Genomic DNA, 24,311 nt, shown 5'->3' with positions numbered 1-24,311 from the left:
CGACAATTAGAACGGAAAGTCTGGCCCCAGACGGCAGACGAGTGGCATTTTTTTGAGTGAGCTTACACTTGGATTCGAACGCCATTGCGATGCACCTACATGAGCCATCGAGTCCGCCCCCAGCCCGCGCCCCAACGGCTCCATCGCTAAGGTCTGACATCGACCGCCTCCAGCGTTGGAGGGGAGCCGTCGCCAGAAGCTCACACTTTTCCGCGGGTATGCTCTCGTCGCCATAAAGGCACGCCCGGCATCGCTTTCCTCGAAGGAGCAGTGACCTTCGCTTACAAGGTCGGTCGAAAGGTCCCTTTCAAACCGGCTGAGCCTGTGACATCACATAGCGAATGAAAATCGGACGCTCACTTAGACATTTGCTCCCGCTCATGGCGATCGTTGGGCTGCTGCTCGGCCCGCTGGTCGCGGCTAGTGAGCGCGCAACGGCTGAGGTGCAGTCCCCCACTGATTTGATGTCGGATATGGCAGCGGACATCATGGATGACATGCCGTGTTGCCCAAGCAAAGTTGGCACGTTTTCTGATTGCCAGGATGATTGTCCACTGACGTCTGTCTGCATGGTGAAGTGCTCCGCCGTCGTGGCAGTTCTTGGCGCGGCATCGGCCTTCACGAGCGTCGATCAAGCCTTTCTTCAGCAGTTCAGCGACTTGCGCACTGCCTCCTCAGCCGGAGAACGTCCGGCTCGACCTCCAAGAACCTAGGTTCTCCTGCGGCGCGCGAGCGTCGCATCGTGCCGCTCGACGCGTCGGGCGGTCATGTGCGCGCGACCGAGAACCGCGCGCCGCCGTGCAACTGCACGGCGCACGGGTGCACCTGGGACCTCCAATATCATGATGACCTTCGTTTCGAAGCGCGCCGTCGCGGCGGCGCTCGCCGCCTTGCTTTCAGCAGGCGGACTTCAGCCGACCCGGGCCGACATCGGCGACTACGAATTCCAACTTGTCCGGACGGACGCGCGCGTCGGCGACGGCGCGATCGTCGACGTCCGGCTCGTCGACAAGCGATCGGGCAAAACGGTCCCGGACGCGGTGATATTCGCAACACGGATTGATATGGCGCCTGACGGGATGCCGACGATGACGGCGCCGATTGAGGCGCTGCCATCTACGGAGCCCGGGATCTACCGCTTCAAGGTCAACCTCGTGATGGAGGGCGGCTGGCAGCTCTCGCTGGCGGCCAAGGTGCAAGGAGAAACCGGAACTCTCGAGAGCAAACTGGTCCTCGAGGCGTTGCCATGAGGATCATGGCTGTCGCAGGTCTGGGCCTCGCCGCTGTGATGGCGGCGGGGACTGGAGGCTACTGGGCTGGTAAGCGGAGCATTCCACTGCCCGGTCTGGCGATCCTTTTCGATGCAGCGCCGGCGCCAGCCAGGGCCGCTGCGGCGCCGTCCGGCGGAGTCATCTACTACCGTGATCCCGATGGTCGGCCCATCTACTCAGCGACGCCGGCTCGGACGGCGGACGGCCGCGACTTCCGGCCAGTCCTAGGCAGCGAGGATGTCAGCCTTGACGCTGATCCGGATCCAAGCGATGCGGCCGTGGGCGACACCTCCCGCCGCGTGCTTTTCTATCGGCATCCGATGGGACTGGCGGACACCTCGCAGACGCCAAAGAAGGACTCGATGGGGATGGACTACATCCCTGTCTACGAAGGCGGCGACGGGGACGGCTCGACGGTCACGGTGCCGCCTGGCAGGCTACAGCGGACGGGAGTCAGCTCGGAACCCGTGACCCGGCAGATCATCGTGCGGCCTTTGCGAGTTCCGGGGAGGGTCCAACTTGACGAGCGGCGGATCTCGGTCGTCGCCGCGCGCAGCGAGGCGTTCGTGGAGGAGGTCGCCGACGTCACGACGGGCGACCGGGTAGTCGAGGGTCAGGCCCTGGTGCGCCTCTATGCGCCGGAGGTCGCGGCCGCCGCAGCGCAGTTTGTCACCGACCTCGGCAGCGGCGCTCGCAGTGCGGCGACTGGCGGGGCGCGCCAGCGCCTCGAGAATCTCGGCGTTCCCGCCGGCGCCATCGCAGAAATCGCGCGGACTAGAAAGGTCCCCGTCTCTGTCACCTGGACGGCGCCGCGCGCCGGCGTGGTCCTGGAACGTGGCGCGGTCGACGGCATGAGGATGGAGGCGGGCGATCTGCTCTTCCGCCTCGCCGACACCTCGACGATCTGGGTTGTCGCGGATGTCCCGGAATCGGAAATCGGATTTGTGCGGGTAGGTGCCGCCACCACTATCCGGATGCGCGGGATGCCGGGCCGCACCTTCGAGGGGCGCGTGGCGCTCGTTTATCCGCAGGTCGACGTCGGAACCAGAACCGCGCGCGTGCGCATTGAGCTCCCCAATCCCGGTGGCGAGCTCCTGCCGGACATGTACGCCGACGTCGAAATCGCCGTGGGCGGCGAGGGACCCGTGCTCACAGTACCCGCGAGCGCAGTAATCGACACGGGAACCCGGCGCCTCGTGATCCTCGACCTCGGCGATGGCCGCTTCGAGCCTCGGGATGTCACGGTCGGCTCGCGCGGTGCGGACCTTGTCGAGATCATCGAGGGCGTGACCGACGGCGACCGGGTGGTCGTCTCGGCGACCTTCCTGATTGATGCCGAAAGCAACCTGAAGTCAGCGCTCCGCGCCCTGGCCGCGGCGGTGCCGACGCCATGATCGCCCGCCTCATCGCCTGGTCGGCGCGCAACCTCGTGCTGGTCCTCGTCGGCACCGCCTTCGCCGTCGCGGCGGGCGTGTTGGCGCTGCGCACGCTGCCGCTCGACGCGATCCCCGACCTCTCCGACGTTCAGGTGATCGTCTACACCGAGTTCCCCGGCCAGGCGCCGCAGGTAGTGGAAGATCAAGTCACCTATCCGCTAACCACGGCGATGCTGACTGTGCCGCGCTCGACGGTGGTTCGTGGCTTCTCGTTCTTCGGCGTGTCCTTCGTCTACATCATCTTCGAGGAAGGGACGGACCCCTACTGGGCGCGCAGTCGCGTGCTCGAGTACCTCAACACCGCTGCCACCCGCCTGCCGGCGGGCGTGACGCCCACCCTCGGGCCGGACGCGACAGGGGTCGGCTGGGTGTACCAGTACGCAGTCGTTGCCAAGGCGGCGTCGCTGGCCGAGCTGCGCTCGCTCCAGGACTGGGTCGTGCGCTTCGCTGCGTCGAGAGCCGAGGGCGTCGCGGAAGTCGCGAGCGTTGGTGGCTTCGTGAAGCAGTACTCGATCGTCGTCGATCCGTCCCGACTGCGAGCGCAGGGCATCTCCCTCGACGAGCTTCGCGAGGCGGTGCGGCGCAGCAACATGGACGTCGGCGGGCGGACAGTAGAACTCTCCGAGTTCGAATTCATGGTGCGCGGCCGCGGCTACCTCGCGAGCACGGCCGACATCGAGAGCATTGCGCTGCGGACCGAACGCGGGGTGCCGCTCAGGCTGGCGGACGTGGCTCGCGTCGAGATAGGGCCGGACGAGCGGCGTGGCATTGCCGAACTCGACGGCAACGGCGAGGTGGCGAGCGGCATCGTGCTGCAACGGTTCGGCGCCAACGCCCTCGCCGTCATCGACGGCGTCAAGGAGCGCCTCGCCGGGATCGCGTCGTCGCTCCCCTACGGGGCCGAGATCGTGCCTGTCTACGACCGTTCAGAGCTGATCGACCGCGCTATCGAGACGCTGAGAGACACGCTCCTCGAGGAGAGTGTGATCGTCGCAATCGTCTGCTTCGTCTTCCTCCTTCATTTGCGCAGCGCCCTTGTCGCAATTCTGGTGCTGCCGGTGGGCATTCTCGTTTCATTCGCCGCCATGAAGGCGATCGGGCTCGGCTCCAACATCATGAGCCTCGGTGGCATCGCTATTGCCGTCGGCGCAATGATCGACGCCGCCATCGTCATGGTCGAGAACGCGCACAAGCATCTCGAACGGGCGCCGCCCGGCAGGTCGCGCAGCGAGGTACTGATCAACGCCGCCGCGGAGGTCGGTCCAGCGCTGTTCTTCAGCCTGCTAATCATCACGGTTTCCTTCCTGCCAATCTTCACCCTCGAAGCGCAGGAGGGACGGATGTTCGGACCGCTTGCCTTCACCAAAACGTTCGCAATGGCGGCGGCGGCACTGCTTTCAGTAACTCTCGTGCCCGCCCTGATGGTGATTTTCGTTCGGGGGCGGATCGTCCCGGAGCACCGCAATCCGGTCAACCGCCTGCTCATTTGGATCTATCGCCCAATCATCCGCGGCATCTTGAAGGCGAAAGCGCCGACCATCCTCGTGGCCCTGCTCGTCCTCGGGGCGACGCTCTGGCCAATTCGGCAACTCGGATCTGAGTTCATGCCGACGCTGGACGAGGGGACGCTGATGTACATGCCGACCACTCTGCCCGGTCTCTCTGTCACCAAAGCGGCGGAGCTGCTGCAGATGCAGGACCGCATCATCAAATCGTTCCCGGAGGTCGACTCGGTGTACGGCAAGGCCGGCCGGGCGCTGACGGCGACTGATCCGGCGCCGATGGAAATGTTCGAGACGATCATCAACCTGAAGCCGAAGAGCGAGTGGCGCCCTGGTGTCACCATCGACGACCTGAAAACCGAGATGGACTCGGCGCTTCAGTTCCCCGGCGTGTCGAACGCCTGGACGATGCCAATCCGCGCACGCATCGACATGCTCGCGACGGGAATCCGCACTCCGGTCGGCGTCAAGGTATTCGGCCCTGACCTCGCCGAGCTCGAACGCATCGCACGGGCAATTGAGGCAGTGCTGCGCGGTGTCCCCGGCACGTCGAGCGCCTACGCCGAGCGGGTGATCGGCGGCTACTATCTGGACATCGTCCCGGACCGCGTCGCCATCGGTCGCTACGGGCTCACCGTTGGCGACGTGCAGGACGTGGTCAGCACCGCGCTCGGTGCCGAAACGGTGACCACGATGATCGAGGGGCGCGAACGCTACGGCGTGACCATCCGCTACCCGCGCGACCTGCGCTCCGACCCTCAGGCGATCGCCCGCGACGTCCACGTGCCGCTGCCGGATGGGGGAAGCGTGCCGCTTGGAGAGGTCGCCGCGGTCGAGCTCAGGCGCGGCGCGACGTCAATCCGCACCGAGAACGGCCAGCCTGTGGTCTACGTCTTCGTCGACATCGCCGAGCGTGACCTCGGTGGCTATGTCGACGAAGCCAGGCTGGCTGTCGCAGGTGGCGTGCCGCTCGCGCCGGGGTACACCGTCGGCTGGAGCGGCCAGTTCGAGTATCTCCAACGGGCGGAAGCGCGGCTAGCGGTCGTTGTGCCGATCACGCTGGCGATCATTTTCCTGCTGCTCTACCTCAATTTTCGGGCGCTGACCGAGACACTGATCGTCATGCTTTCGCTACCCTTCGCAATCGTCGGCGGCCTCTGGCTGACGTGGTGGCTCGGATTCAACATGTCGGTCGCGGTCTCCGTCGGCTTCATCGGCCTTGCTGGGATTGCAGCGCAGACGGGGGTCGTCATGCTCATCTATCTCGACCAGGCGATGGCAGAGGTTCGGGCGAAACGGGCCTCGGAGGGCCGCCCGTTCACGCGCGCCGATCTCAATCTCGCCATCATGCTCGGTGCCGTTGAGCGGGTGCGGCCGAAAATGATGACCGTCGTCGCCATCGTGGCCGGGCTCGTGCCGATCTTATGGAGCACCGGAGCAGGCTCCGAGATAATGCAGCGCATCGCCGTTCCGATGATTGGCGGCATGATTTCGTCGACGGTCCTGACGCTCGTCGTCATCCCGGCCATCTATGCGCTGGTCAAGGGCTGGCGGCTGCCGCGCCCTGTTGGGCGGTCGACAGGTAAACGAAGCAGCAGCGCGGCAACCCTCGACCCTCCTGCGGCGCTGACTTGATCAATTCTTCGTTCTCAGACACAAGAATCCTGCGCTGGCACATTTTGTCTCATCTCTAATGGTGGTCGCCGCCGCCACAGTTTCGACATCTAATGCCTGATGAGGTTCGTCGCGTGCACGCCCTTGCAATCCGGTCCGATCACTATATCATTTCGCTGACATGAACCGCTGCGTCCGCCCCTTCGTGATTCTGCTCTCCGTGTTCGCGCTCGTTTTTTCGAGCGCGGGCTGGAGTCTGGCAGGCGTGCAGGTCGTAGCTCCTGGCGGCCACCATGGTGCGGGCTCTCAGCATGAGGTTCACGCCGGGGATGCGAGGCATCACGGGGATAGCGTGAATGCCGGTCTGGGCGATTGTGAGCAGGAGGCTGCTGGCTGCGCGGACCATCAGTCTTCGCCCGCGACGGAGACTTGTTGTGCAATGGCTTGCCATCAGGTCATAGGGGCGACCGCACAGACGCTGCACCCGCGGATCGTGCTGCGTGCGCCGGCTGAACGCGCGGGCGCAGAAGATGCAGCCCGTTCGGAACCTTCAAGGCTCGATCGTCCTCCCAGGCATTCCTGAGCCTGATCGACGGCCAGTTTACGCGAGTACAATTCGCATCCGGAGTTGATCTCCAGGGTGCGGGGCTCGCGGGGCTGTCGATGTTATCCGCAGCCAATCTGACTTGGGCATACGGATGAGCTCCGCCGCAGTCACCGCGCGGTGACCTGCGAGCCGCTCGGCTCCGAGGTTCTTCATGAAAATTGCTATCCTGGTGGCTGCTGCCGCCACCGTATCTGCGTGCGCCGGGCTCCCACCACCGGTGGCGACCGGGCCTGATCCTGCCAGTCCTTCTGCGGGCGTGCGGCCTGTCGGTTACTCCCCGGTTCTCGCTGGAACGGTTGACTACCGACCCGTGGAGCCGAAGCCCTGGGCTGAGCGCAACAACAGCGTGGCAGGTGGCGAATGATTCGATCGTTCCTTGCCCCACGGCCGTTGCGGACCGCAGCCTGCCTCGGAACTCTCCTTCTCACCATCGGCGGATGCGCCAAGTTTACCGCTGACGGCGGAATGGCGCCTGTCACCGCGGAGGTAGCAACGGGACTCAGCAAACAGGCGACCAAGATCAATTCCCCGCAGGAGGCCGCGGCCGCACAGGCCCGTGTAAAGTCCCTGCTGAGCGCGTCCCTGTCCGCGGACTCTGCCGTGCAGGTCATGCTCCTCAACAATCGAGCACTGCAGGCCGAGTACAACGCGCTCGGCGTCGCGGAGGCCGACTATGTCGAGGCGACGCTCCCGCCAGCGCCGATCATCACGCTCGAGCTGCTGTGGGGTGCGGGCTTCTTCGACACCGAGCGGCGGCTGATCGCGAATGTGCTCGCCTTGGCGACCCTGCCGAAGCGCCAGAAGATCGCAGCCGTCGAGTTTCAGGCGGCGCAGTACAAGGCCGTCGAGGCGACGTTCCGGCTCGCAGCGGAAACTCGCCGCGCCTACTTCCGTGCGGTCGCTGCCCGGCAGACGGTGAATTTCCTCACGCGGGCTCGAACATCGGCCGATGCTGCAGCTGACCTGACACGCCGACTGGGGGAGACGGGGGCTGCGACGAAGCTCGACCAGGCCCGCGCCTCCGCCTTCTATGCCGAGGTCTCCAACCAACTGGCTCGGGCTCGGATGCGGGCCGATACGGAGCGAGAGACCCTGACGCGACTGCTGGGGCTGTGGGGCAACGGCACGGACTTCAAGTTGCCCGCCAGCCTGCCCGATCTTCCCAAGCGGCTAACAGCTGCCGAAAGGATTGAGGCGGAAGCGGTTCGCCGAAGGGTCGACTTGATCGTCGCGCGTCTTGAACTGGATGCCATGGCGCAGCGGCTGGGGCTTACCGAAGCCACTCGTTACGTCTCGCTCTTCGACCTCACCGGAATCTCGAACTACGGCCGTGTCGAGGAGACCGGCATAGACGAAGAGGAGTTTCCAACAGGGTTCGAGGTCGAATTGCAGATCCCGATCTTCGACATGGGTGAGGCACGCACCCGCCGCGCGCGGGAAACATATAAGGGCGCGGTGAATCGCCTGGCTGCGCGGGCGATAGACGTCAGGTCGGAAGTGCGATCAGCCTACGTCGCGTACCGAGGATCCTACGATATCTCACGGCAATATCGGAACAGTATCCTGCCGCTGCGCCAGACAATCAACGAGCAAGCACTTCTCGAATACAACGGAATGCTCATCGATGTTTTCGATCTTCTGACGACAGCGCGCGAGAGCATCGCCAGCAACGTCGCGGCGATCGAGGCCAAGCGAGACTTCTTCCTGGCCGAAGTGGACTTTCAAGTTTCAATCCTGGGCGGCGGCGGCGGCGGAGGTGCGGGCGGCGAAGCCGCCGTGGCGGCTGCCGAGCCGGCCGGACACTAGGGGAGCAAGCATCATGACCATTTCCCGTCGGACATTCCTGGGTGCGACCGGTGCGGCCACCCTGGTCAGCGCAACGGCCGTCTCCGGCCGCACACAGGCCGCCTCCATTCCCGAAGCGCCGGTCATGAGGGAGGCGACGATGCAGCCGCCTCTCGTGCCGACCACGGGGCCGGACTATCAGCCGGTCGTCACCCTCAATGGCTGGACACTCCCCCCGCGCATCAACGGCGACTGGAAGGAGTTTCACCTGGTCGCCGAACCGGTGGTGCGGGAAATCGCGCCGGGCATGGTGGCGCACCTGTGGGGTTACAACGGCCAGTCGCCGGGCCCGACCATCGAAGCCGTCGAAGGTGACAAGGTCCGCATCTTCGTCACCAACAAGCTCCCCGAGCACACCACCATCCACTGGCACGGACAGCTTCTGCCCTGCGGCATGGATGGTGTCGGAGGTCTGACGCAACCGCACATCCCGGTCGGCAAGACGTTCGTCTACGAGTTCCAGCTCCGCAAGAGCGGAACCTTCATGTACCACCCGCACGCCGACGAAATGGTCCAGATGGCCATGGGCATGATGGGCTTCTTTGTCGTCCATCCACGTGATCCGACCTTCCGCCGCGTCGATCGCGACTTCGTCTTCCTCCTCAATGCCTACGACATCGAGCCCGGTGCCTACGTGCCGAAGGTCAACACCATGCTCGATTTCAACCTGTGGACCTGGAACAGCCGGGCGTTCCCCGGCATCGACCCGTTCGTCTGCGCGAAGGGCGACAAGGTTCGCATCCGCTTCGGCAACCTCACGATGACCAACCATCCGATCCACATGCACGGCTACGACTTCAAGGTGTCGTGCACGGACGGCGGTTGGGTCCCGGAAGAAGCGGCGTGGCCCGAAGTCAGCATCGACTGCGCCGTCGGCCAGATGCGCGCCTTCGACTTCGTCGCTGATGCAGAAGGCGACTGGGCGATCCACTGTCACAAGTCGCATCACACCATGAACGCCATGGGTCATGACGTACGGACCTGGATCGGCGTGAATAAAAAGGATATCGCCGGCAAGATACGTCAGCTAGTCCCGGACTATATGCCAATGGGATCGACCGGAATGGCCGAAATGGGCGACATGGAGATGCCGCTCCCCGACAACACGTTGCCGATGATGACAGGGTTCGGTCAGTTCGGGCCGATCGAGATGGGGGGGATGTTCTCCGTCGTAAAGGTACGTGCGGGCCTAGGCTCTGACGATTACGCTGACCCCGGTTGGTTCGAACACCCGGAGGGAACCGTTTCCTACGAATGGAAAGGGGAGTCCAAGAACGTCGCTCGAGCGCCCACCGCACCTGTCGACGCAGAATCCGCCGTGGAAGTTCGGGTCATCAAGCCCGGCAGTCGCCAGGGTGGCGGACACAGCAACCACTGACTACCTGCAAACTGTAGAAGGATGATGCAAACATGAAGATGGTCGCAGTTATAGTAGCCGTATCCTCCCTGATCATGACGCCGGCGGTGGTTCTCGCTGCCGGGACCGGCCACTCGCATGATGGTGATTTGGCCTACGGAGAGCCCGGCGACCCCAGTAAGCCCTCGACGACGATCGAGATCCGAATGAGCGAGGCGGACGACGGCAAGATGCTCTTCGAGCCGGATCGCATCACACTCAAGCGCGGCCAGCAGGTGCGCTTCAAGCTCAAGAATCGCGGCGAGATCGATCACGAGATCGTGCTCGCCACCTTCGAAGAGAACATGAAGCACGCGATCGAGATGCAGAAGAACCCGGACATGGAGCATGACGACCCCAACGCCAAACGACTCTCGCCAGATCAGGAAGGTGAGATCGTCTGGCGCTTCACCAAGGCCGGAGAGTTCGACTTCTCGTGCCTGATCCCGGGCCATCGGGAGTCGGGCATGACCGGCACCATCGTTGTTCAATAATCAGGAGATACCAAATGCGTACGTTGCTCGCTATCGTTGCTTCCACCCTCATTGTCGCATCCGCCCAGGCGGAGCCGGTGCCCGTCAAGGGGCAGGTCACCAAGATCAATGAAGCGCAGGGGAAAATCACCCTCAAGCACGACCCCATCCCCAATCTCGAGATGGACAGCATGACGATGGTGTTCGTCGTCGCGGATCCCGTCATGCTCAAGAGCGTCGCCGTTGGCGACCGGGTCCGGTTCGAGGCGGACCGCGTCAACGGACGCATCACCGTCGTCAAGATCGACAAGGCGAGTTGAGGCGAGAAGGGCAGGGCGCCTGGCGCCCTGCCGCCCCCATAGGAGACGCAGATGGCGCGAAGCAACTCTCCATTCCTCGATCGTCGAACGGTCCTGATCACCCTCGCGCTGGCAGCGACCGCAGGGCCACTGGCCGCCGCAGACACTCGCCCGCGGGTCACGATCTGGAAGGACCCCGACTGTGGGTGCTGCGGCGCCTGGGGCGAGCATCTGGCGCGTGCCGGGTTCCCCGTCAGCGTGGTCGATGTCGCCGACATGGACGCCGTAAAGAGCCGGCTCGGTGTCCCCGGCGAACTTCAATCGTGCCATACGGCCGAGGTGGGCAAGTATGTGCTGGAGGGGCACGTGCCGGCGAGCGCCGTCTTACGGCTGCTCGCCGAAAGCCCGAGCATCCGCGGGCTCGCTGTTCCCGGCATGCCGGTTGGTTCTCCTGGCATGGAGGTGAAGGGGATGGTTCCCGACACCTACGTGGTCTCGGCCTTCATGGCGGACGGGACATACTCCGACTTCATGAAGTTTACCGGGGCATCGCCCACCGGTTGAGTTGCTCGAAAGGCACAGCGTACATGAGTATGAGTAAATGCCTTGCGGTTCCCGCGGGCGTCGTGTTGGGCCTGTTTGCGTCCGGCGGCACAGTCATCGCGGGTGACGGAGACTTGCAGCGTGCACTTCGTGAGGCTTCCTGCACTGCAAGCGCGGTCCACGAGTTGACCGGTCACGCTTCGGTGACGGTGTACGACGTCCGCTGTACATCTGGGCGCCAAGTCACTGTTCAGTGCAGTACTGTGGGCTGCACGATACAGTCCCTGAAAAATTCGAACGACTAACGAGTCGCCACTGTACCAAGCCGCGGGGATCGCTCCCCGCGGCTGGCGGGTTCTGCTATTTCGGCTGGTGGGCCTCGACCCAACGGGTCATGTCCGCAATTTCCTTCTCCTGAGCCGTAATGATCGATTGAGCAAGATCCTTGGTGGCCTGATCCTTCCCGTACTGCAGCTCGACTTTGGCCATGTCGATTGCCCCTTGGTGGTGCACGATCATGCCGCAGTTGAAGGCCAGATCCGGATCCTTGATCATGTGCGCGGCCATCATGGGGCGATGCATCTTCATCATGGCCTGCATGGAGGCCTTCTGGGCAGCGTCCATCATGCCCATCATGCCCATCATGCCAGGCATTCCTGCCATCCCCTTGCCTTGCATCATCTCCTTCATCGGCCCTCCCATAGGCATGGCCGGAATGGCATCGCGGCAGCCCTTGGGCAGGCCCGCGAGAGCTTGATCGGCACTATCCTGAGAAGCCGCCGTAGCGACAGTAACTCCAAGTGCCATCGCGGCGATGATGATGATCTTCAACATAACTCTCTCCAATGTGCTAGCTAATCTGAGCAGACGAGGCGCGTATGAAACGCTGTCCGCACTTTGGAGGACGATAAAGCCGCGTTGCGTGTATTTTCTTCCTTCCAGCGTCTGACGAATTTGACAGTCGCTCCAGGAGGACGGGCATGACAGCAAATGGCTGGACGGGCGCGGGGATCAAGCTGCCACAGATGACGAGGCAGCACGGATGACTCACGGGCGCGTGATCGGGACAGGTAGGCGTGGGGGAGGACAGCGCGACGGGAATGCTACCGTGAGCGTCGGGAATGGGCATGGCTGTCGCGCCGCTCTCGTGGAAGGACAGCAGCGCAAGAACAAAGGTCAGGATGACAATACCCACCCGCATGGAATCCTGCTCCTGCACCCAAATTTCCGTTTGGACGATATGGTTCCCTTCTGACGGCGCATTGATCTTGCGCAACTGTCGCACGCTGGTGCCGCGAGCGCCTTGATCCACCGACCGGCAATGTCCTCGCGCAAGTACGGAGTGGTGCGCCCGCATTCCAGCCTTTGTCTGTTTTGGCGCCTCTGTGGGCGCCAGCCAGATCCCTCATAGCCTGCGCCGCGACTGCGTCTGGTCCAGCCGCGCCTCGATCCGCTGCATCAGCTCGCCGACGCACGGAGGTCGGCGCGCTGCTCGACCAACTGCTCGGAGAGGATCCGCTGCGTATCGGTGAAGCGGTCAGCTCTGACCTGTGTCGCACGCCTCGCAGTGATAGGCGGCGCTGGAAGGCACTCCGGCCTCGCAGCGCAGCCGCTCAAACCGCAGCCACTGGAAGTGGCCGCACAGAGCGGGCACGGCACGAAAAACCGGCGCTGGGCGATCGCCAGTGCGATCGGGTTACCCTCTCCCTTCATGCGCTGGAGACGAAGACGCGCCAGGTGTGCCTTGGCGATCTCGTGGGCGGTCCGCGCCTGGACGAAGGTGACGCTGCCACTGGCGGGCAGCCCCTGTTCCTTCAGTGTCTCGCGGACGGAGCCGACGGCCGCCTCGGCCACCGGCTTCATCGCCTCTGCCGGGGGCTTCGTGGACTTCGGCGCGGGTTTGGCAGTCCCCTTGGCTTTGCCCGGATCCGTCGATCGGTCCCAGGCAGCGTCCGCCTTTGCGGAGTCGATGCTGCCGTCCGGCTCGAGTGCGATCCTGCCGGCCTTCGAGGCCTCCGGGACCGCGACGTGGGAGACGCCACGGCTGCGCGCATAGGCGCGGATCGACACGCCCAAGCATCTACTCCGGAACCGAAAAACCTAACGCGGTGATGCACTTATCTGCTTGGCTTGTTGGCAAAGCGGAGCATGTATGTCGCCATCAGGAACGGAGATGACGATGCGCCGACCCACGAACAACGCCAAGCCTCTGGACGCCTTCATTCAGCGAAAGGCCGAGATCGACACCGCGCTGGCGCGGATCAAGCCGCTCAGCGACGAGCACTTCAACGTTCATCCCGACGAGGTCACTTGGGGAGACGTCGGGACACTTGCTGACTACGCCGAACTGCTGAAGCGCATCACCGACAGCGCCTTCCGCGAGGGTGAGTTTGCCGACTGAGCTGCCCACCCGGCGCCAGCCCGCCGCGAGGCGGGCTCGGGGTCGTAGGAGGGTCGCGATCGGCGCGGCCCCGCTCTTGGAGCCGAACCGATGACCAAGCTCTCCGACACCCAGCTCGTAATCCTGACCGCAGCCGCCCAGCGTTCCGGCCATCTCGCACTTCCTCTGCCGAGCAATCTGCGCGGCGGCGCCGCCACCAAGGTGGTCGGCGCGATGATCGCCAAAGGCCTTCTTGCCGAGGTCTATGCCGACAAGGGCGACCCGCTCTGGCACGAGAATGGCGACGGCCGCGGCATGACGCTGGTTGCGACCAACGCCGGGCTCGCCGCCATCGGCATCGAGCCCGAAGCGGCAGACAGTGCGCCGACGGGCGCCGACGACAACGCGGCGGTGGCTGATCCCGCGCCCAAGGCGCGTACGGTGCGCGCGGGCACGAAGCAGGCAATGCTGATCGAGATGCTCCGCGCTGAGACCGGGGCGACCATCGACGAGATCGTCGTCGCAACCGGCTGGCAGCAGCACACAGTGCGCGGGGCGATCGCCGGCGCGCTGAAGAGGAAGCTCGGGCTCAACGTCACCTCCGAGAAGGTGGAGGGGCGAGGGCGGGTGTATCGCCTCTCGCGTGCGTGATGCGGCGAGGACCGGGGAATGGCGCCGCCGTTCATCGGCACGGCGGCAATTCGACTCGGTCGGGGCCCAGGACGTGGGCTACAGATGGCGTTGGTGCCCGCTCCTGCGGCAGTGAGGAGCACGATGCGGGCCCGCCAGAGATGCTTTTGCGGCGTCTTGCGGTCGGCGATGATCGCCTCCAGACGGCGGCGATCGTCGGCGGTGATTGCGAGGGAGACGCCAGTGCGAATCCCATTGACTCGCACAAGGCCCGAGAAGCGGGAATCCTCGTCAGGAAGATTTTGTTCCAGTCAATCCACTAGACGATGGCTAGACCCGGCCGCCTCCGGTGCGGCATCCCCAGCGACGAAGGATTTGCGCCAGGCACTACCGTGTCGCCGCGGGGGCGTTCAGCCGGACGCGAACGGCAATCGGCAGCTGGCGGGCGGATTTCACCCGCGGCAGTGTCAACTCGGCGATCGACGGGACTGCAGTGCCATAGAGAGCCGACCCCGCCGGCTTTGGCCAGACAGAACGGCCCGGCAGCAGATTCCCCGCGCCAAGCCGTCGCTGCCCCCGCCCTTGGGAGTGGCGTTACAACCGGCCGTAGTTACGGGCTGACGGCGCGCACGGATCAGCCCTGAGGCGCGAAAGTGGCCCAACACGATGAAAAGGGCCCGACACAATGGCGTGAACCACCGTGCCGGGCGAGAAACGCGGGGCCCGCCTTGTCCCCGAGGTAGAGCGCAGCGCCCTGGCCGCTGTCGTCCCGCGCGATGTCGCCCCTATTTCGACCGCCGAAGAGGTCTTGTTTTGTTCTGAAGACGGCGGCGCAGATCGCCAGCTGTCGCCTACCGGAAAGAACGAGAGTGGGATGTGGATACTCTGCAGACGCTGTGCCGACCGTGGCGGTGGCTCGGCAAAGCGCACTTCTTAGACCACGAACCGTGGGTCGGGGGAGGCGCAAGGGGGACGACACGGTGTCTGCAGGTCCAGCGCCGGCTTCGGAGCCCTTCAGCCGTCACCTGACACCTCGTCGACGCGACGCCGACGCGCCAATCCAGCAGTGAGTTACCAACACAGCGGACGCGAGGTCGGAGCTACTTATTTGTCTGGTAACCAACGGCAGTCGGCGCCGATGGTTACCACCATCGAGTTCGCTTGGAGATGCAGAATTCGCCAAAGATCGTCGCTACTTAGCGCCACGACTGGTAACCGGCAGGTGGTAACTGGTAACTCAAAATTCTAGGGTGCCGGTGGCGCGGTTCCGGGCGGCGCCCCCCCCCCCGCACTCAGTGCGCCTCGGCGGAGGAACCAGAGGGGGGAGGGGGGTGCCCCGCCCGCGCCTCTCGCCAGCCTGCCAAAGGGATAGCCCAAATCAGGCGGTTCGGTCTCGACCTGCATTGTCTCACCGAAAAATTGTCACCAACGCGATTGTGCTTGACGCTCTGCGTGCTCGACCACGAACCGTTGCGAGCGCTTCGCTGGCGGGCGCCGACCGCTGAGCCGCCAGACGATGACGCTGAGGGCGTACTCCCAGCGGCGGTGTGCCGTGGCGCGGGAGATGCCGAAGCGCCAGCAGATCGGCTTCCAGGGCGTGCGCTCGGCCCGCGCCCAGACGAGCTTGGCATCCTCCGGCTCCAGCCACTGCAGCCAGGGCAGCGCCGCCTCCATGCGAGAGATCGCGTCGGGAGCGGGCGGCCCTCTGCGGAGCCGCGGCGCTTCCTGGCCGACGAGATCGGAGAACTCGTAGGCGATGCGCGGCCAGGTGCTGAAGTAGCCCTGCACCTTGACCTCCGGCAGCCGCTTCAACACGTCAGCGGCCTCGGCGAGGCGCTCCTCCACCTGATCACGGGTCCAGGCGTCCATGACGGGCCTCCTTGCGCATGCCGTAGAGTTTGTCCCCGAGCTGCCGGACGAGTTCGCGCTCGGGCCAGGTGAGGCGGGGATCGGCCTCGCTGACCACGAGGACCTTCTGCTCGAGCCAGCCCTCCTGCTTGACCTGTTCGGGGTTGCGGCGGTGGCCACCGAACCCTCGTGGTGCCCACCTCATCGGATGCCTCCCTTGGTCTCGATCGCCCACAGGAGCAGGGCAACGGCGTCAGCCTCGTTGTCGTCGGCGGGGGAGAAGCCGCGCGCCTTGGCGGCGGCGATCATCGCCTCCTTCGGCGCGTTGCCCTTTCCGGTGGCGTGGCGCTTGATGGTGCCGACAGGGACGCCCTCGTAGGGGATGTCACGCTGCTCGGCCCACGCCGTGAGCGTGGCCATCAGGCCACCGTAGATGTGGCTAGCGTCAGTGCCGGCGTGGCGGCGAACCTCCTCGAACCAGATGGTGGCGAGGGGCCCGGACAGTCGGTCGAGCTCGGTCAGCCAGTTGGCGAAGCGCAGGTAGCGCATGCCGCCGCCGTCGAAGCGACCGGGCCGGAACGACGCGGTGCCGGAGGTGATGAGCCCGTCGAATCCCCGCAGCGCCCAGCCTGTGCTGGTGCCGAGGTCAAGCGCGAGGATGCAGGGGGTGGGGACCGCTGCCGGTTCGGCGCGGGTGGCGTGCAGCAGGGCCTGTTGGAACATCGTGAAGGCTCACAGTGCGTGGGCCTTCGGCTTTGGTCACGGAAAGAGGATCACGCCGGGCAGGCCGGTTCAAGGCAAATGCGCGCCGGAGTCACGAATGACCTTCTGTCCCACTTCGGTCCTACCGATACATAAAGAGGGACCGGCAAAAACTCGTGTAAAATCAAAGTTGTCCCCACTGGTCCCACTTGGGCCTACCTTCTCTCTTACAACGCATGAGGAAAATTGGCTTCTGACGGAAAACATTAGTCCTTAGATAGAGGGAAGGAAGTGGGTGGGTTTAGTGGGACCTGTGGGGACACGTTTGATTTTGAACGGTTTTTTTCTGGTCCCAGCTCGAAAGGGAGATGGGACCGGGCGAAGAGGTGGGACAGTGCATGTGGAAGTACGTCCATTCGGACGCTCCCTTAATTCCCGGGGCGGTTGCCTTCAAAAGCGGGTCGATAGGTCGACCATCCATCCCGGCGCAGATTGGACCATCTCCGCCTCAAGAGCCTTGTCGAGCCCCGTCACGACGAGCGTACCGACGACAATTATGAGTGCCCCGAAGACTCGCTTCAGCTCTCCTCCGGCCGACAGCAGGCGTCCACGCCAGCGAAGTATCGCCTCGCGAGAGAGAAGGCCGAGGGCGAGCAAGGGTAGCGCGGCGCCGACGCCGAACACCACCATCGTCAGGGCGACACTCACCATATCCTCACCCTTCGCTGCGAGGAGGGATGCGGCACCCAACGTGGGCCCCACGCAGGGCGCCCAAACTGCACCGAGCAAGACGCCCATGCAGAACTGCCCGGACAGGCCACGTTGAGACGTTCTTCCGAACTGGTGCCCGGCCCATACGGAGACCGGCCCGATAGCCGTCGCCACGCCCTGTTGTAGGACGGGAACAAGCAGCACGGCGCCGATCCCGATCATGAGGAAGCCGCCGACCGACCGAAAAAAGGTCCCATCCAACCCAATCGAGTAGCCGACGGCTGCAACGAAGAGCCCAATCGTCATGAAGGACAGGGCGAGACCTGCCGCGAGCGCGACAGGTCCGAACCGATGCTCCGATGCGGCGGTTCCCAGCACGATCGGAACCAACGGCAGCACGCACGGGGAGAGGATCGACAGAATGCCGGCAAAAAATGCGAACGCCGCATTCATCAAAGCGCATGCAATAGAAAGGCGCGGATTGCGGTCGGATCGGTTTCCCCAACCGCCCGGGCGATCTCGCGCGAGCCCTTGAAGAGAACCATGGTGCTCTGGTGGCGGGCGTCCAAAGCCTTCCTAACATCCGCCTGGCTGTCGAAGTCGACGTCGAGCCAGAGGATTTCCGAGAAATCCTGCGATGCCAGGATCTCTGGCAGCACTCGCTTCTGTGCTCGGCACGTCCCGCACCAAGGTGCCGTGACGTGGACGAGGATGGTACGTCCTTCGGCCTGCGCCCTCTCGAAGGCTGCCGGGCTGAAAGGCGTGGACACCCCCGCACGTGCTCGGAGCGGGAGTGCTGCGAGGACGACGGCGACAAGGATCGAGCGACGTGAGATCATGGATTGTCCCTCCCTCTCTCAAGCTGCTGCTGGGGCCGCCGCAAGGTGCGGCGCGAATTGGTCGCCGCCTGCCGGCGTCGCACGCCAGCCCAGACAGCAGCTCCCGCGATCGCGACGAGCGCGCTACCCGACGCGGCGACCGCGAATGCGCTTCCGGCGGCGAGGACGCCGGCGCCCGCGGCGAGAGGCAGGGCGCAGCAGGCCATGCACGCCCCGCCGATTGCGAAGCCTGCGGTTAGCGTTTTCACGGATCGAACCTCGCGGATTGACTGATCGAGGTCCGGAAGCTACCTCCTCAAGTCACTTGAGGAGCAAGCGTTCATGAGAAGCGGGACTGCGCGTGCAGCGCCCCTGACCATCGGCCAACTCGCCGAGCGCTCCGGCTGCTCGGTCCCCACTGTTCGATTCTATGAGGAGATCGGCCTGATCCCGAAGGCGAAGCGAACCGCCGCGGGCAGACGCACCTACAGCGAGGATGACGCGAAGGGGCTGACGTTCATCCGGCGCTGCCGGGACTTCGGGTTCGGCGTCGAGCAGGTCAGGGATCTTGTCGCGTTGTCGACGAGCCGTGATCGCGATTGCGTCGACGCGCGCGACCTCGCCAGCAGCCACCTTCGCGCGGTTCGGGCGAAGATGTCCGAGATGAGGGAGCTTGAGAGGAGCCTCGAGGGGTTCGTCGAACGCTGCGACGTGCTGTGTGCCGGTGGGCCGGCCTCCGAATGCGTCATCCTGGAGGGCCTGGCGGAGCGCCCGCGTAGGTGCGGGGACTAATCTCTCAGCCTGTGTGCTCGGCGGGGTCAGTCGAGCGGCCAAGCAGCGGCAGGACGCGGACGTACACGAGCTCGGACACCAATTCCACGAGGGTTTGCGTCACGATCACTGCGGGCAGCACGGGCACCGCGTCCGGTACGGCTAGCGCGAGCGGCAGCACGACGAGGGAGTTCCGCGTGGCACTGGAGAAGGCCACGGCACGGGTTGACCGCGGGCCGAGCCGGAACGCCTTGCCAATGGCCAAGCCGATCAGCGGAGCGAGCACGGCAAAGGCGAGATAGGCCGGTATCACGCCGAGCGCTTTGTCGACGCTGTTCTCAAGGATCGGAACGGTAGCTGCCACAACGATGAAGAGAACGACCGCCGTTGCGGGGACCGGCAGCACTCCGAGCCCGGTTGCTACGCGCCTTCCGCTCGTGCTGCGGCTTGCCCAGGCCTGCACGATCGCGGCGAGCGCGAGTGGTACGGCGATCAGCCACAAAAAGGCGTGCAGGAACGGCTCTACCTGCACCAACGTCGACGCCTCCTCGCCAAGAATGATTGCGAGGTAGAGTGGGAGAAGCGCCATCTGCACCGCGAGCAGAAGTGGGGTCGAGGCGAGAAGGAGGCGCGCGTCGGCGCGGCCCAGCTGGGCGAAGGTGATGACGTAGTCGATGCAGGGCGTCAGCAGGACCATCAGCACGCCGAGACGGACCAGCGGATCGTCCGGCACCAAGGCGAGCAGCAGCAGTGCCAGCATCGGGACGGCAACGAAATTGGACGCCAGCAGTGCTGATAGAAACCGGATTTCGCGAAACGCATTCCCGATGTCAGCGAGCGGGACCTGCAGGAACGTGACGAAGAGCATGAGGGCGAGCGCCGGATTGATCAGGATCTCGAGCCGGTCTGTCCCAGTGAGAACGGCGGCGGCAGCACCGCCAGCGAGAACGCTTGCGAAGTAGATCCACACCTGTCGATGCTCAAGCGTCTCTTTTACCAGCATGCACTACACCTCCAAAAATTTGCCCACGGCGAGATAGCAGCGCGCTGCGCCCGCGGCTACTGATTTCAAACATGGCGGGATTTGGCGATCTTGGGTGTGCGATAGGTGGTCCGCTGGGACTCAGTTTGTCGCTCGCGGTCTCCGGTAGCGCCATTCTCGCAGCTCTCCGGACCGTGCTCGATACCTTTCCCACTGCCGCGATTTTAGCCAGGCACCAATCCGCATCTGGTCGCTCTTCGTCCACTTCGCCGGCTCGATCCGGAGAGCATCTTCGAGAATATCTCCGACCGAGACGTCGCGGAGCGCCTCGGGACGCTCGAACTCCTCGTCCTGCCAGTCCGGGTAGCCGGCATGGCCGCGATTGACACTGCGGGTGTCGTGGGTGAGCCAACGATCGATGCGTGCGTCCCAGGCATCGCCTTGGTAGCGAGCCTCTTGTTCATCCCTGGCCGTGGCGAGCAGGTTGGCGTCGTCGATCCACCAGATCGCGCCCTCACGGAAGTGATGCACTGCCTCGGCCCAGAGCTGGTCTCGATCGCGGGCGAGTGCAGGGATGTCGATGGTCCCACAGCGCAGCGGCCAGAAACGGCGGTTTCCGGTCTCGTCGCGCAGGTACGTGTCGGGATTCACGGTGCCGGCGAAGATGCACTGCCGCGGCACCTCGACAGTGTAACGACCATAGGGCGGGCGGAAGCGGTCGGTGGTGCGCGTCAGGAACGCCTTGATTCTCGAGACCTCGGCGCGGCCGATCGCGTCGAGCTCGGCGATCTCGACAATCCAGATCCCCTGCATGTGAATCGCGGCGTCCTTCGAGCCGACCTCCGGCAGTTCGTCGGTGAACCAGTCCTCGCCCGCGAGCACCTTCAGGGCTGTCGACTTCCGCGCACCCTGCGGTCCCTCAAGGATCAGCATGTGGTCGGCCTTGACGCCGGGCCGGTAGATGCGGGCGACGGCGGAGATCAGCCAGAGTGCGCCGATGGTGTGGTGGAAGCGCGTCGGCGCGGCGCCGAGATAGGTGCTGGTCCAAGTTTCGATGCGCGGGGTGCCGTCCCACGTCAGGGTATCGAGCCAGTCGCGGACCGGATGGACGCGGATCTCGCGTGCGACGGCCCCCACGGATCGTCCCACAACGAGCGGGGCGACGTTAATGCCGCGGAGCTGGAGCCACTCGGCGGTGCGGACATCATCCGCATCTTCCCATGGGCGTGGGAACGTCGTGTGAGCGTCGTCCCATGGCAAAGGGCGACGGGCGATCACCTCCTGTGCGAACTCGTCGAAAGCGAGTATGCCGGCGAATGCCGGATCTGATGACAGGGCGATGATGACGTTCGCCTCGTTGCGCTCGGGCGCGCCGGCGAGGTCCTGCCGTAGTCGGCCGAACCAAGTCGGCGTTGCTATGCGCGCGCTCGGGTCGCCGGAGGCGTCGACGCGCTGGCGCAGCTTCCCGAGCTGCTTCTCCAGAATGGAGACGGCGATGCCGGTCGCCGACTTTATGCGGGCGAGGATCTGGCGCTCGGGGAGTGGGTCTAGCTGCGTCAGCGCCAGGCGGCCGAGCAGATTCGAGAGCGGCTCGAGCTCGGGCGGGCTGGTCAGTGCCTCGGCAGCTGCGAGCAGCGTGTCGGCATCGTCGGCGGGCGCGAAGGGCGTGAAGCCGTCAGGCTCCATGAGCGCAGAGGCTTCTGCAGCGGCCGCGGGCGCCGGAGGCTGTTCATAGTTCTCGGCACGCGCCCCGCGCAGAAGGTCGTCGTTGAAGTCGTCGCCGTGCCGCGGAAGGACGACTTCGTTCGGAATGTCGGCCAGGTTCAGACGGTCCGCGAGTCCAGCAGCGGCCTGGCGCCCAGCGTGGCCGGCATCGGCGTAGATGGTGACGCGCCGCGTCCCATCAGGCCACCGGAACCGAGCCAGGCCCTCCGCCGACAGGGCCGCCCACACTGGCGTGCCGAACAGCGCATGGGCGGCGAGCGCGGTCTCAATGCCCTCGGCGATCCCGATGTGACCCGTCGCCGACATCGGGAACAGCCGAACGGCAGCGTCCTTCACGCTGCCCAGCATCTTCTTGCCCGGAGGTGCCTTGGCGCTGCCGTCCTCAATCAGGAACGTTCGATGGATTCCCGAAGCCAGCTCGCCGTTCGCCAGCCGTGGAATCGCAATGAGGCCCGGCCAGCCGCGGCGACCGTCGAAGTCGGGCAGGTCGGGGTGGAACAGCAAATCTGGCGAGCCCGGATCCGACAGCCCGCGTGCGCGTAGGTAGGTCTCTCCTGGCGTGCCGGCGGTCGGCACTGCCCCCTCAACCAGGCGGGCGATCTCTGCCGAATGGTCGGGCCGCGAGGACGGTACGGGGCGCGGCGCCGGGTGGCTCATCCGCGCGAGGCGAGCCGCCTCGTCATAGAGTGCGCCGTCGCAGAACCCGGTCGCCTGAGAGATGAGATCGATCGGCCCCGCCCGCTCGCCTGTGGCGTAGTCGAAGCCCCAGCCGGCATAGGGCCCTTCGAGATGGAGCGTGCACGAACCCTCCTTGCGCGGCGGTCGGCCGGAGAGGTCGGCACAGCGCAGGCTACGGCGATCGCGCGCGAGCACCGCCTCTGGGAAGAGGCCCGGCAACCACTCGGCGGCGGTGGCGCATAGCCGGTCCCTCACCGCCGCCAGGTCGTGCCGGCTCTTCGGGGCGGCGACGTCGTTGAGGTCGATCACGAGCGCCTCTTCAGGCCAGGAGGACGAGGCCGGTCTCGGCGCGAGTGATTGCGGTGTAGAGCCAGCGGCGACGGTCGAGATCGCTGCGGCCGAGCCCATCGTCCCAGACGATGACGTTCGGCCACTGTGACCCCTGAGCCTTATGGGCCGTGATCGCCCAACCGAAGGTCGCTTCGGTCAGGTGGCGCTTCTCCTTCCAGTCGCGGTCGTGGCGGCGGGCATCGTGGGCGACATGATCCTCGAAGTGACCCTTGTAGAGACGCAGCCGGCCGGGTCGGCCCTCACGGTCGAGGAACCCGACCCGTCGACCCTCCTCGTCATGAACGACCGCGGAGAAGAACATGCTGCCCTCGTCGACTATGTCCTCAAGCGCCAGGAACATGCCGTTGACGAGGCCGAGGGCGTTCTCGTTCTTCAGGCAGATGATCTTCTCGGCGGGGCCGGTGGGCAGCCAGGTGTCGGTGAAGCCCGCTGCGGCGCGCATCGCGTTATTGAGCTGCAGACGTGTGGCGTTAAGTCCGCAGATCAGCTGGCCGCCGCGGAGCGCCTGTTCCGGCGTGATGTCCCCCTTGCGGAGTTTTGCGACGTGGGCGTCGTAGCTGCCGAACCCAATCGGCTCGCCGGTCCGGGCCATCGTCGCCAACCTGATGATCGCACTCTCGGCCGCCTGACGATGGATTTCGGTGAGCATGATGTCGGGCCCGTCGCGGGTGAAGGCGCCTTCGCCTTTGATCGGCGGCAACTGACCGGGGTCGCCGAGCACGAGGATCGGCTTACCGAAACTCATCAGGTCGCGCGCCATCTCCCCGCCGACCATGGAGACCTCGTCGAGGACGATGAGGCGAGCCTCGGCGGCGTCGCTTTCGGGGTTCAGCGCAAAGCGGGGATGCTTCATTGCCGAGAGCGCCTGCCGCATCGCCTCGATGGCCGCCTCCGCGGCGGTCCGGTCAAACCCGCTGAGAGTTCGCGCGGTCTCTTCGGCTTCGCGGACGCGCTTGCCCGCGGCCTCGATCTCCTCCTCGGTCGCAGCGATGACCGAGTAAATCAGGCTGTGGATGGTGCGCGCTGGCGTGCCCTTGCGGGAGAGCACCAGTGCCGCCTTGCCGGTGAAGGTGGCGGTGACGACACCGGGAACGCAGCCGCCGTCCTTCGCGCCGCGGTGGGGCGACAGGCCGAGCTCGTCGAGGGCGAACTTCAGCACGGTGGACTTGCCCGAGCCCGCATAGCCGAACAGCCGGAACACCTGCTGCTCGTGCGTCCGCGTCTCGAACCACTCCTTGATGGCGCGGATCGCAGCCGTCTGCGTGGGGGAGGGGGTGAACGCGCTCATGCGGCTTTCGCCTCCACCACATAATCCTTGACGATTCCGCCGAGTGTCGGGTCGCCCACCTCGCACTGACGCACGAAGACCCGACGGCCATCTCCCATCTGCCGCCAATGACCGCGGCGGATGTGCCAGCGGGGACTGGCATGGGTGCCGCCCTGGTCGGCGCTTGCCGCCTGTAGACGCGCCGGATCGATAGTGACCTGGCGCCAGGCCCAACCGTGCAGGCTGCCAGGCATCGAGGGCGTGCGCCGCGCGCGCGGCACATGCCGTTCCGTCACGTCCGCAGCCGTGGCGAGGATCGCCAGCCCACGCCAGATCATCACGGATGCCGCCTCGCCGATCTGATACGCCATCTCGTGGTCGGCGTTTCCAGGATTGGTTTCGAACTCTGCGACACCGCCATCGGCAACGCGCACATGAGCTTGAACATCGGTCCAGCGCCTC

The 24,311-nt window shown here is 65.1% G+C and carries 22 protein-coding genes; 11 read left to right on the top strand and 11 right to left on the bottom strand.

Annotation, left to right across the window (positions count from 1 at the left end):
• The first annotated feature begins 842 nt into the window (after positions 1 to 842).
• From RUR49_RS05000 to RUR49_RS04965, 8 genes are all read left to right on the top strand, one after another.
• Positions 843 to 1,250 carry a FixH family protein gene (locus tag RUR49_RS05000; protein ID WP_409145247.1) on the top strand — a complete coding sequence of 136 codons (408 nt, stop codon included), beginning with the start codon at positions 843 to 845 and terminating at the stop codon, positions 1,248 to 1,250.
• A complete protein-coding gene (locus tag RUR49_RS04995) occupies positions 1,247 to 2,665 on the top strand; it encodes an efflux RND transporter periplasmic adaptor subunit (protein ID WP_409145246.1) in 1,419 nt (472 codons plus the stop codon). The genes RUR49_RS05000 and RUR49_RS04995 overlap by 4 nt, the downstream gene beginning before the upstream one ends.
• The gene (locus tag RUR49_RS04990) at positions 2,662 to 5,844 is read left to right on the top strand and encodes an efflux RND transporter permease subunit (protein WP_409145245.1); all 3,183 of its coding nucleotides are present in this window, start codon (positions 2,662 to 2,664) and stop codon (positions 5,842 to 5,844) included. Before RUR49_RS04995 ends, RUR49_RS04990 begins: the two co-directional genes overlap by 4 nt.
• A 1,051-nt stretch (positions 5,845 to 6,895) precedes the next feature.
• On the top strand, positions 6,896 to 8,236 hold the full coding sequence (locus RUR49_RS04985; RefSeq protein ID WP_409145243.1) for a TolC family protein: 1,341 nt from the start codon (positions 6,896 to 6,898) through the stop codon (positions 8,234 to 8,236).
• 13 nt (positions 8,237 to 8,249) lie between these two features.
• Entirely contained in the window at positions 8,250 to 9,653 is a 1,404-nt protein-coding gene (locus tag RUR49_RS04980; RefSeq protein ID WP_409145241.1) for a multicopper oxidase family protein, read from the top strand.
• 32 nt (positions 9,654 to 9,685) lie between these two features.
• Positions 9,686 to 10,165, top strand: a complete 480-nt coding sequence (locus tag RUR49_RS04975) for a plastocyanin/azurin family copper-binding protein (RefSeq protein ID WP_409145239.1) — start codon at positions 9,686 to 9,688, stop codon at positions 10,163 to 10,165.
• A 14-nt stretch (positions 10,166 to 10,179) separates the two neighbouring features.
• Positions 10,180 to 10,464: a copper-binding protein gene (locus RUR49_RS04970; protein WP_409145237.1), complete on the top strand. Its 285-nt coding sequence runs from the start codon at positions 10,180 to 10,182 to the stop codon at positions 10,462 to 10,464.
• A gap of 51 nt (positions 10,465 to 10,515) precedes the next feature.
• Positions 10,516 to 11,007, top strand: coding sequence for a DUF411 domain-containing protein (locus RUR49_RS04965; protein ID WP_409145236.1), 492 nt, complete (start codon positions 10,516 to 10,518; stop codon positions 11,005 to 11,007).
• 339 nt (positions 11,008 to 11,346) lie between these two features.
• Here the strand turns inward: RUR49_RS04965 and RUR49_RS04960 are convergent, their stop codons facing one another.
• Positions 11,347 to 11,820, bottom strand: coding sequence for a DUF305 domain-containing protein (locus tag RUR49_RS04960; RefSeq protein ID WP_409145234.1), 474 nt, complete (start codon positions 11,818 to 11,820; stop codon positions 11,347 to 11,349).
• A gap of 624 nt (positions 11,821 to 12,444) precedes the next feature.
• The gene (locus RUR49_RS04955; RefSeq protein WP_409145232.1) at positions 12,445 to 13,062 is read right to left on the bottom strand and encodes a hypothetical protein; all 618 of its coding nucleotides are present in this window, start codon (positions 13,060 to 13,062) and stop codon (positions 12,445 to 12,447) included.
• 103 nt (positions 13,063 to 13,165) lie between these two features.
• Here RUR49_RS04955 and RUR49_RS04950 point away from each other — a divergent pair, with 103 nt between their 5' ends.
• Both RUR49_RS04950 and RUR49_RS04945 read left to right on the top strand, forming a co-directional pair.
• Complete coding sequence (locus tag RUR49_RS04950) at positions 13,166 to 13,387, top strand: hypothetical protein (RefSeq protein WP_409145230.1); 222 nt, start codon at positions 13,166 to 13,168, stop codon at positions 13,385 to 13,387.
• 90 nt (positions 13,388 to 13,477) lie between these two features.
• Entirely contained in the window at positions 13,478 to 14,017 is a 540-nt protein-coding gene (locus tag RUR49_RS04945) for a DUF3489 domain-containing protein (protein WP_409145229.1), read from the top strand.
• A 1,401-nt stretch (positions 14,018 to 15,418) separates the two neighbouring features.
• Here the strand turns inward: RUR49_RS04945 and RUR49_RS04940 are convergent.
• The 5 genes from RUR49_RS04940 to RUR49_RS04920 all read right to left on the bottom strand — a co-directional run bounded on the left by RUR49_RS04940 (position 15,419) and on the right by RUR49_RS04920 (position 18,096).
• Entirely contained in the window at positions 15,419 to 15,865 is a 447-nt protein-coding gene (locus tag RUR49_RS04940; RefSeq protein ID WP_409145228.1) for a DUF6362 family protein, read from the bottom strand.
• A complete protein-coding gene (locus RUR49_RS04935; protein WP_409145226.1) occupies positions 15,846 to 16,049 on the bottom strand; it encodes a hypothetical protein in 204 nt (67 codons plus the stop codon). The genes RUR49_RS04940 and RUR49_RS04935 overlap by 20 nt, the downstream gene beginning before the upstream one ends.
• Positions 16,046 to 16,567, bottom strand: coding sequence for a hypothetical protein (locus tag RUR49_RS04930; protein ID WP_409145224.1), 522 nt, complete (start codon positions 16,565 to 16,567; stop codon positions 16,046 to 16,048). Before RUR49_RS04930 ends, RUR49_RS04935 begins: the two co-directional genes overlap by 4 nt.
• 429 nt (positions 16,568 to 16,996) lie before the next feature.
• Positions 16,997 to 17,710, bottom strand: coding sequence for a cytochrome c biogenesis CcdA family protein (locus RUR49_RS04925; RefSeq protein WP_409145222.1), 714 nt, complete (start codon positions 17,708 to 17,710; stop codon positions 16,997 to 16,999).
• A complete protein-coding gene (locus RUR49_RS04920) occupies positions 17,710 to 18,096 on the bottom strand; it encodes a thioredoxin family protein (protein ID WP_409145220.1) in 387 nt (128 codons plus the stop codon). The genes RUR49_RS04925 and RUR49_RS04920 overlap by 1 nt, the downstream gene beginning before the upstream one ends.
• A 321-nt stretch (positions 18,097 to 18,417) precedes the next feature.
• Here RUR49_RS04920 and RUR49_RS04915 point away from each other — a divergent pair, with 321 nt between their 5' ends.
• Positions 18,418 to 18,867 carry a MerR family transcriptional regulator gene (locus tag RUR49_RS04915; protein WP_409145218.1) on the top strand — a complete coding sequence of 150 codons (450 nt, stop codon included), beginning with the start codon at positions 18,418 to 18,420 and terminating at the stop codon, positions 18,865 to 18,867.
• Positions 18,868 to 18,871: 4 nt separating this feature from the next.
• Here the strand turns inward: RUR49_RS04915 and RUR49_RS04910 are convergent, their stop codons facing one another.
• From RUR49_RS04910 to RUR49_RS04895, 4 genes are all read right to left on the bottom strand, one after another.
• Positions 18,872 to 19,849, bottom strand: a complete 978-nt coding sequence (locus RUR49_RS04910; RefSeq protein WP_409145216.1) for an arsenic resistance protein — start codon at positions 19,847 to 19,849, stop codon at positions 18,872 to 18,874.
• A 120-nt stretch (positions 19,850 to 19,969) separates the two neighbouring features.
• Entirely contained in the window at positions 19,970 to 22,540 is a 2,571-nt protein-coding gene (locus RUR49_RS04905) for a VapE domain-containing protein (RefSeq protein ID WP_409145215.1), read from the bottom strand.
• Between the two features lie 10 nt (positions 22,541 to 22,550).
• Entirely contained in the window at positions 22,551 to 23,870 is a 1,320-nt protein-coding gene (locus RUR49_RS04900; RefSeq protein ID WP_409145214.1) for an ATP-dependent RecD-like DNA helicase, read from the bottom strand.
• Positions 23,867 to 24,311: hypothetical protein (locus RUR49_RS04895; protein WP_409145213.1), on the bottom strand; the 445-nt coding region annotated here is incomplete at its 5' end. The genes RUR49_RS04895 and RUR49_RS04900, both read right to left, overlap by 4 nt.

Origin of the sequence: Pseudoxanthobacter sp. M-2, assembly GCF_046156265.1 — a bacterium.
In the GTDB taxonomy this organism is placed as follows: Bacteria; Pseudomonadota; Alphaproteobacteria; order Rhizobiales; family Segnochrobactraceae; genus CAMDHY01.
Note: the sequence above shows the minus strand (reverse complement) of the source record. Positions and strands in the feature narration are given on the sequence as shown.